General features: G+C 73.1%; 4 protein-coding genes and 1 pseudogene. 4 read left to right on the plus strand and 1 reads right to left on the minus strand.

Annotation, left to right across the window (positions count from 1 at the left end; genetic code table 11):
• Positions 1-12 precede the first annotated feature (12 nt).
• The 3 genes from ACIQM0_RS35415 to ftsH all read left to right on the plus strand — a co-directional run bounded on the left by ACIQM0_RS35415 (position 13) and on the right by ftsH (position 6,243).
• Complete coding sequence (locus tag ACIQM0_RS35415; RefSeq protein WP_401294711.1) at positions 13-2,466, plus strand: [protein-PII] uridylyltransferase; 2,454 nt, start codon at positions 13-15, stop codon at positions 2,464-2,466.
• A gap of 132 nt (positions 2,467-2,598) precedes the next feature.
• Complete coding sequence (gene ffh / locus ACIQM0_RS35420) at positions 2,599-4,149, plus strand: signal recognition particle protein (RefSeq protein ID WP_401294713.1); 1,551 nt, start codon at positions 2,599-2,601, stop codon at positions 4,147-4,149.
• 171 nt (positions 4,150-4,320) lie between these two features.
• On the plus strand, positions 4,321-6,243 hold the full coding sequence (ftsH, locus tag ACIQM0_RS35425; protein ID WP_401294715.1) for an ATP-dependent zinc metalloprotease FtsH: 1,923 nt from the start codon (positions 4,321-4,323) through the stop codon (positions 6,241-6,243).
• A 74-nt stretch (positions 6,244-6,317) separates the two neighbouring features.
• Here ftsH and ACIQM0_RS35430 read toward each other — a convergent pair whose 3' ends face one another.
• A complete protein-coding gene (locus ACIQM0_RS35430) occupies positions 6,318-7,166 on the minus strand; it encodes a methyltransferase domain-containing protein (RefSeq protein ID WP_401294717.1) in 849 nt (282 codons plus the stop codon).
• Between the two features lie 527 nt (positions 7,167-7,693).
• Between ACIQM0_RS35430 and ACIQM0_RS35435 the strand changes: the two are divergent.
• Positions 7,694-7,888, plus strand: a pseudogene (locus ACIQM0_RS35435) (hypothetical protein); the annotation flags it as partial.
• Positions 7,889-8,015 lie beyond the last annotated feature (127 nt).

The following is an 8,015-nucleotide window of genomic DNA, read 5'->3' on the forward strand; positions in this document are numbered from 1 at the left end:
AAAGGCAACTGGGTGACGAGCACCGAAGTGACCACCGAAGCAGAGGACTCGGGACCCAGCGGCTATGCGGCGGCCCGGCTGCGCCTCCTCCAGGAGGAGACGCGGTCCGGGCCGCCGCGCCGTGCGGCCCTCGCCTCGCTCACGGACGACTGGCTGACCGCCCTCTTCACCTCCGCGGCCGAACAGGCCGGGGTCCGCGGCGCCGCCCTCGTCGCCGTCGGCGGCTACGGCCGCGGCGAACTCTCCCCGCGCAGCGATCTCGACCTGCTGCTCCTGCACGACGGCAACGCCGACGCCGGAGCCGTCGCCACCCTCGCCGACCGCATCTGGTACCCGGTCTGGGACCTCGGCCTCGCCCTCGACCACTCCGTGCGCACCCCCGCCGAAGCCCGCAAAACAGCGGGCGAGGACCTCAAGGTCCAGCTCGGTCTCCTCGACGCCCGGCCCGTCGCCGGGGACCTAGGCCTCGTCGCCTCGCTGCGCACCGCGATCCTCGCCGACTGGCGCAACCAGGCCCCCAAGCGGCTGCCCGCGCTCGACGAACTCTGCCGCGAACGGGCGGAACGCCAGGGCGAGCTCCAGTTCCTCCTGGAACCCGACCTCAAGGAGGCCCGCGGCGGACTGCGCGACGCCACCGCCCTGCGCGCCGTCGCCGCCTCCTGGGTCGCCGACGCACCCCGCGAGGGCCTCGCAGAGGCCCGCCGCGTCCTGCTGGACGCCCGCGACGCCCTGCACCTCACGACCGGCCGCGCCACCGACCGCCTCGCCCTCCAGGAACAGGACCAGGTAGCCGCCGCCCTCGGTCTCCTCGACGCCGATGTGCTGCTGCGCCAGGTGTACGAGGCCGCCCGCACCGTCTCGTACGCCACCGACGTCACCTGGCGCGAGGTCAACCGGGTGCTGCGCGCCCGCTCGGCCCGCCCCCGGCTGCGCGCCATGCTGGGCGGCGGCAGGGCCCCGGCCGTCGACCGCAGCCCGCTCGCGGACGGCGTCGTCGAGGCCGACGGCGAGGTCGTCCTCGCCCGTACCGCCCGCCCAGAGCGCGACCCGGTGCTCGTCCTGCGCGCCGCCGCCGCGGCCGCCCAGTCCGAGCTGCCGCTCTCCCGCCACGTCGTACGCCACCTCGCCACCGCCGCCAAGCCGCTGCCGGTGCCGTGGCCCGCCGAGGCCAGGGAGGAGCTCGTCACCCTGCTCGGCGCGGGCGAGGCGACCGTCCCGGTCTGGGAGGCGCTCGAAGCGGAGGGGCTGATCACCCGCCTCCTGCCCGACTGGGAACGGGTCCACTGCCGGCCCCAGCGCAACCCCGTCCACACCTGGACCGTCGACCGCCACCTCGTCGAAGCGGCCGTCCGCGCCTCCTCCCTCACCCGCCGCGTCGGCCGCCCCGACCTGCTGCTCGTCGCCGCGCTGCTCCACGACATCGGCAAGGGCTGGCCCGGCGACCACTCCGTCGCCGGTGAGGTCATCGCCCGGGACATGGCCGCCCGGATCGGCTTCGACCCGCACGACGTGGGCGTCATCGCCACCCTCGTCCGCCACCATCTGCTGCTCATCGAGACCGCCACCCGCCGCGACCTCGACGACCCGGCGACCGTCCGCTCCGTCGCCACCGCCGTCGGCACCGCCTCCACGCTGGAGCTCCTGCACGCGCTCACCGAGGCCGACGCGCTCGCGACCGGGCCCGCCGCCTGGTCCACCTGGCGCGCCTCCCTCGTCACCGATCTGGTCAGACGCGTCGCGGCGGTCCTCGCCGGCGAGGAACCGGAGGAGCCCGAGCCCGCCGCCCCCGGCGCCGAACAGGAACGCCTGGCCATCGAGGCCCTGCGCACCGGCGAGCCGGTCCTCGCCCTGCACGCACAGACCGAGACCCCGCACGAGGACGGCGCCCCCGAACCCGTCGGAGTCGAACTCCTCATCGCGCTCCCGGACCGGCCCGGGGTCCTGCCCGCCGCCGCCGGGGTCCTCGCCCTGCACCGCCTCACCGTCCGCGCCGCGGACCTGCGGGCCGTCGAGCTCCCCACCGAACTGGGCGAGTCCGCCGACGTACTGCTGCTCAGCTGGCGGGTCGCCGCCGAGTACGGGGCGCTGCCCCAGGCCGCCCGGCTGCGCGCCGATGTCGTCCGCGCCCTGGACGGATCGCTGGACATCCGGTCCCGGCTGGCCGAGCGCGAGGCGGCCTACCCGCGCCGCCGCGGGGTGAAGGCCCCGCCGCCGAGGGTGACCGTCGCGCCGGCCGGCTCGCAGCTGGCCACGGTGATCGAGGTGCGCGCCCAGGACGCCCCGGGGCTCCTGCACCGGATCGGCCGGGCGCTGGAACGGAGCGGGGTACGGGTCCGCAGCGCGCATGTGTCGACGCTGGGGGCCAACGCGGTGGATGCCTTCTACGTCACGGATTCCGACGGCCGGCCGCTGCCCGCCGCCCGCGCCGCGGAACTGGCCCAGGAGGTCGAGAAGGCGCTCGGCTGAGCCCCGCCACCCCGTGAAGTCGCCCCCGCGCGTCACGAGAACCGGGCGAGGGCTTTGCGTTCCCCGGCGTCCGGATACTCTGGGGAACGACTGACCCGACCCCGCCCCCGACCCTGAGGACCGACGAGCGCCGTGTTCGATACTCTCTCCGACCGCCTTGCCGCGACTTTCAAGAACCTCAGGGGCAAGGGCCGCTTGTCCGAGGCGGACATCGACGCCACGGCTCGCGAGATCCGTATCGCCCTGCTTGAGGCCGATGTCGCCCTGCCCGTCGTCCGGTCCTTCATCGCCAATGTCAAGGAGCGGGCGCGCGGCGCCGAGGTCTCCCAGGCGCTGAACCCCGCCCAGCAGATGATCAAGATCGTCAACGAGGAGCTCGTCTCCATCCTCGGTGGCGAGACCCGGCGGCTGCGGTTCGCCAAGACCGCGCCCACCGTGATCATGCTCGCGGGTCTCCAGGGTGCCGGTAAGACGACCCTCGCCGGAAAGCTGGGCCTCTGGCTCAAGGGCCAGGGCCACTCCCCGCTGCTCGTCGCCTGTGACCTCCAGCGCCCCAACGCCGTCAACCAGCTGAGCGTCGTCGCCGACCGGGCCGGTGTCGCGGTGTACGCCCCCGAGCCGGGCAACGGCGTCGGTGACCCGGTCCAGGTCGCCAAGGACTCGATCGAGTACGCCAGGTCCAAGCAGTACGACGTGGTCGTCGTCGACACCGCCGGCCGCCTCGGTATCGACCAGGAGCTGATGCAGCAGGCCGCGGACATCCGCGACGCCGTCAGCCCCGACGAGATCCTCTTCGTCGTCGACGCGATGATCGGCCAGGACGCGGTCAACACCGCCGAGGCCTTCCGCGACGGCGTCGGCTTCGACGGCGTGGTGCTCTCCAAGCTCGACGGCGACGCCCGCGGTGGTGCGGCCCTGTCGATCGCCCACGTCACGGGCAAGCAGATCATCTTCGCGTCGAACGGCGAGAAGCTCGAGGACTTCGACGCCTTCCACCCGGACCGGATGGCCTCGCGCATTCTCGACATGGGTGACCTGCTCACCCTGATCGAGCAGGCGGAGAAGACCTTCAGCCAGGAAGAGGCCGCCAAAATGGCCTCCAAGCTGGCGTCCAGCAAGGGCAAGGACTTCACGTTCGACGACTTCCTGTCCCAGATGGAGCAGGTCAGGAAGATGGGCTCCATCTCCAAGCTGCTCGGGATGCTGCCGGGCATGGGGCAGATCAAGGACCAGATCAGCAACATCGACGAGCGCGAAGTCGACCGCATGGCCGCGATCATCAAGTCGATGACTCCGAAGGAGCGCGCCGAGCCGACGGTCATCAACGGCTCGCGCCGGGCCCGTATCGCCAAGGGCGCCGGTGTCGAGGTCAGTGCGGTGAAGGGCCTGGTCGAGCGGTTCTTCGACGCACGCAAGATGATGTCGAAGATGGCCCAGGGCGGCGGCATGCCGGGGATGCCCGGGATGCCGGGCATGGGCGGTGGCCCCGGCCGGCAGAAGAAGCAGGTCAAGCAGGCCAAGGGCAAGCGCAAGAGCGGTAACCCGATGAAGCGCAAGGCCGAGGAGCAGGCCGAGGCCGCCCGTCGCGAGCAGGCGGCGCAGGGCGGCGCGCTCGGTCTGCCGGCCGGCCAGGAGGACAAGAACTTCGAGCTGCCGGACGAGTTCAAGAAGTTCATGGGCTGAGCAAGCCCGTGTCACGTCCCGGAGGGGGCGCCCGCTTCACGGCGGGCGCCCCCTCCGGCGTGTGCGGGGGAGCGGGGTTCCCTCCAGTGGGCCCAGCGGGTGCCGCCCCGAGGGCTTCCTCCGGGTTTCTCCCTTAATGTCGGCTCAACGGCTGTCGGCAGAGGAGCGCGCGTGACCAGTCCGGTACCTCCCCGCGACCGCACCGACCAGCCCTGGCGCTCCGAGGGCGCGCCCCCGCCCCCGACGCCCGGCCGGAAGATGCCGGGGGGCTGGGGCGGACTGCTGCTGATGGCGCTGGTCGTCTATCTGATCGCCAACCTGCTGCTCTCCTTCTTCAACGGCGAGGAGGAGCGGACGATCGCTTACACGGAGTTCAGCAAGCAGGTCACCGCGGGCAATGTCTCCAAGATCTACTCCAAGGGCGACGCCATCGAGGGGCAGCTCAAGAAGGAGGCGAAGGTCCCTGGCAAGAAGGACGACAAATACACCAAGTTCGTCACCCAGCGGCCCGCCTTCGCCGACGACAACCTCTGGGGCGAGCTGGTCAAGGACGACGTCACGGTCACGGCCGAGCCCGTCGTCAGGGAGCGCAGCTTCCTGGCCAACCTGCTGATCTCGCTGGCGCCGATGCTGCTGCTCGTCCTGCTCTGGGTGTTCATCGCCCGGCGGATGTCGCGCGGCGGCATGGGCGGCGGGATGGGCGGCTTCGGCCGCAAGGCCCCGCCCAAGCCGGTCGAACTGGAGGGGCGCAGGCGCACCACCTTCGAGGACGTGGCCGGCATCGACGATGTCGAGGGCGAGCTCAACGACGTCGTGGACTTCCTGAAGAACCCGGACGCCTACCGGAAGATGGGCGCCAGGATGCCCGGGGGCGTCCTGCTCGCCGGTCCTCCCGGCACCGGCAAGACGCTGCTGGCGCGGGCCGTCGCGGGGGAGGCGGGGGTTCCGTTCTTCTCGGCCTCGGCCTCCGAGTTCATCGAGATGATCGTCGGCGTCGGCGCCGGCCGGGTCAGGGAGCTCTTCGCCGAGGCGCGCAAGGTCGCCCCCGCCATCGTCTTCATCGACGAGATCGACACCATCGGGCGGGTGCGCGGCGGCGGTTCGGGCATGGGCGGGCACGACGAGCGCGAGCAGACGCTCAACCAGATCCTCACCGAGATGGACGGCTTCTCCGGCTCGGAGGGCGTGGTCGTGCTCGCCGCCACCAACCGCGCCGACGTCCTGGACCCGGCGCTCACCCGGCCCGGCCGCTTCGACCGGATCGTCCAGGTCAGCCCGCCGGACAGGAACGGCCGGGAGGCGATCCTGGAGATCCACACCCGGCAGATCCCGCTGGCCGACGACGTGGACCTGGGTCAGGTCGCACGCGCGACCCCCGGGATGACCGGCGCCGACCTGGCCAACCTCGCCAACGAGGCCGCGCTGCTCGCCGTCAAACGGCGGCAGTCGGAGGTCGACGCGGCGGATCTCTCCGACGCCCTGGAGAAGGTCCAGCTCGGTGCGGAACGCTCGCTCGTCATGTCGGACGAGGAACGCCGCAGGACCGCCTACCACGAGAGCGGACACGCGCTGCTGGGCATGCTCCATCCGGGTGCCGACCCGGTCCGCAAGGTCACCATCGTGCCGCGCGGCCGGGCGCTCGGGGTCACGCTCTCGACGCCGGACGCCGACAAGTACGCCTACACCGAGGAGTACCTGCGCGGCCGGATCATCGGCGCGCTCGGCGGGATGGCGGCCGAGCAGGTGGTGTTCGGTGTCGTCACCACGGGCGCGGAGAGCGATCTGGAGCAGGTCACCGGACTGGCCCGCGGCATGGTGGGCCGCTGGGGCATGAGCCACAAGGTCGGCCGGCTGACGGCGATCCCGGCCGATGCCCAGCAGGCGTACGGCCTCTCGGCCGCGCCCGCGACGCTGGACGCGGTGGACGGTGAGATGCGGCGCATCGTCGACGAGTGCTACGAGGAGGCGTGCCGGCTGCTGGGTAACAACCGGGCCCGGCTGGACTCCCTGGCGGGCGCGCTGCTGGAGAACGAGACGCTGGACGAGGTGGCCGCGTACCGGGCCGCGGGGATCACCCGGCTGGCCAAGCCGTAACGGGACCCGGCGGCCGGACCGCCCGCACGTCGTGCGGACGGGGCCGGCCGGTGATCCGGGGCCCCATACGGGTCCTAAGTCGTGCACACGAGGTAGCGGAAGACGTTGGGCATCCAGACGGTGCCGTCCCGGCGCGAGTGCGGGTGCAGGGCCTCCGCCACCTCCTTCTCCACCTGGGACCGGTCCGTCGCCCGTACCGCCGCGTCGAAGAGCCGTGTCGACAGCAGACCCCGGACCGCGCTGTCCATGTCCGCGTAGCCGAACGGGCACGCCACCCGCCCGGAGCCGTCGGGCTTCAGCCCGGTCCGGAACGCCACGTCCTCCAGATCGTCCCGCTGCGCGCCCAGCCAGCCGCCCGCCCCGGCGGCACGCGTCCCCTCCGCGAGCCGGGCCGCCACCCGCAGCACCGCCGCCGTGGCGCACCGCTCGGGCGGGCCCCAGCCGGTGAGGACGACCGTGCTGCCCCGGTTCGCCAGCGGCACCGCCGAACCGAGCGCGCCCACCAGCTCCTCCGCGTCGTCGGCCGTGCAGCCGATCGGCGTGAACGCGGTGATCAGGTCGTACGGTTCGTGGCCGGGCGCCGCGGCCGGAACGCCGTCCAGGAGCCGCGGCCCGGTGGCCCCGGCGTCGCCGTCGGGGTCCGGCAGCAGCCGGGTCCGGGCGAGCGCGAGCCGTTCGGCGTCGGCGTCGATGCCCGTGACGCGCGCTCCGCGGCCGGCCGCGATCAGCAGCGCGAGCCCTGAGCCGCAGCCGAGCGAGAGCATCCGGGTGGCGGCCCCCACTTCCAGCCGCCGGTACACCGCCTCGTACAGCGGCGCGAGCATCCGCTCCTGGATCTCGGCCCAGTCACGGGCCCGGGAACCGGTGTCCACCGAGGCGGACGACTCCGTGTACGCATGGTGCCGGACGAGCGTTGGTGTCATGGAATGCGCCCCAATCCGCCGAGATGCCGGTGATGCCGGTCGGTCATGTCCGAGTGGACGGTTCCCCCGTGCCTGCGGCCGCGCTTCCCCCGTATGCCAGAGAACTGCGCATCCGCCGCCGCGTCCAGGGGCCTACGGGTCATGGTTGCCTTTGGTGCCGTTCGCCGGTCCAGTCTCACCCGGCACGCGGGACCGGGCACGTCGAGGACTCGGGGCCCGGTCCGGCGGCGTCCGGGGAGGGGGGCGGACGGGGCGGGCGGTGCCCCCGGTACTGTCGGTTCCCGGGGGACGCGCCCGTTGATGTTCCGGGCGCCCGGGTAGTGCGGGTTCCAGGGGGCGTACGCGCGGTCTGCGCGCTCGGGCGCACACGTCGCTACGTACCACCTTGGTGTGAGCTGTGAGACTTCTCCGCAGATCAGGGCACCCGCCCGCGTCAGGACGCATCAAGGGCAACTGACTGGTACGTGCAAATTATTTGGGATGGCCCGGAATCGGAACACCGGGGCACTCGCGCTCGTTGTCACGACGTGAGCACGACACCACCTGTACTTGCCGCAGAGCTGGCACAGGCGTGGGCCGACATTCAGCGGTACCACCCCGAGCTGCCCGATCTTGCCGCGCCCGAGTCCCTGATCGGAGAGTCCTCGTCCGCCTGTGGCGCCGAGCTCTCCTTCGAACGGCTGCTCCATGAGGCAGTCCATGGCATCGCCGCCGCGGGGGGGGGGGGGGGCCCCCCCCCCCCCCCCCCCCCCCCCCCCCCCCCCCGACCCGCCCCCCCCCCCCCCCCGGGGCGCCCCCCCCCCCCCGCCCCCCCCCCCCCCCCCCGGGGCGGGCCGCGGGCCCCCCCCC

It is taken from the genome of Streptomyces sp. NPDC091387, from assembly GCF_044756945.1.
Lineage (GTDB): Bacteria > Actinomycetota > Actinomycetes > Streptomycetales > Streptomycetaceae > Streptomyces.

What these genes read in the sequence shown, in the direction of transcription:
- ACIQM0_RS35430 (WP_401294717.1), bottom strand. Translation starts at nt 7,166, where the DNA reads ATGACACCAACGCTCGTCCGGCACCATGCGTACACGGAGTCGTCCGCC.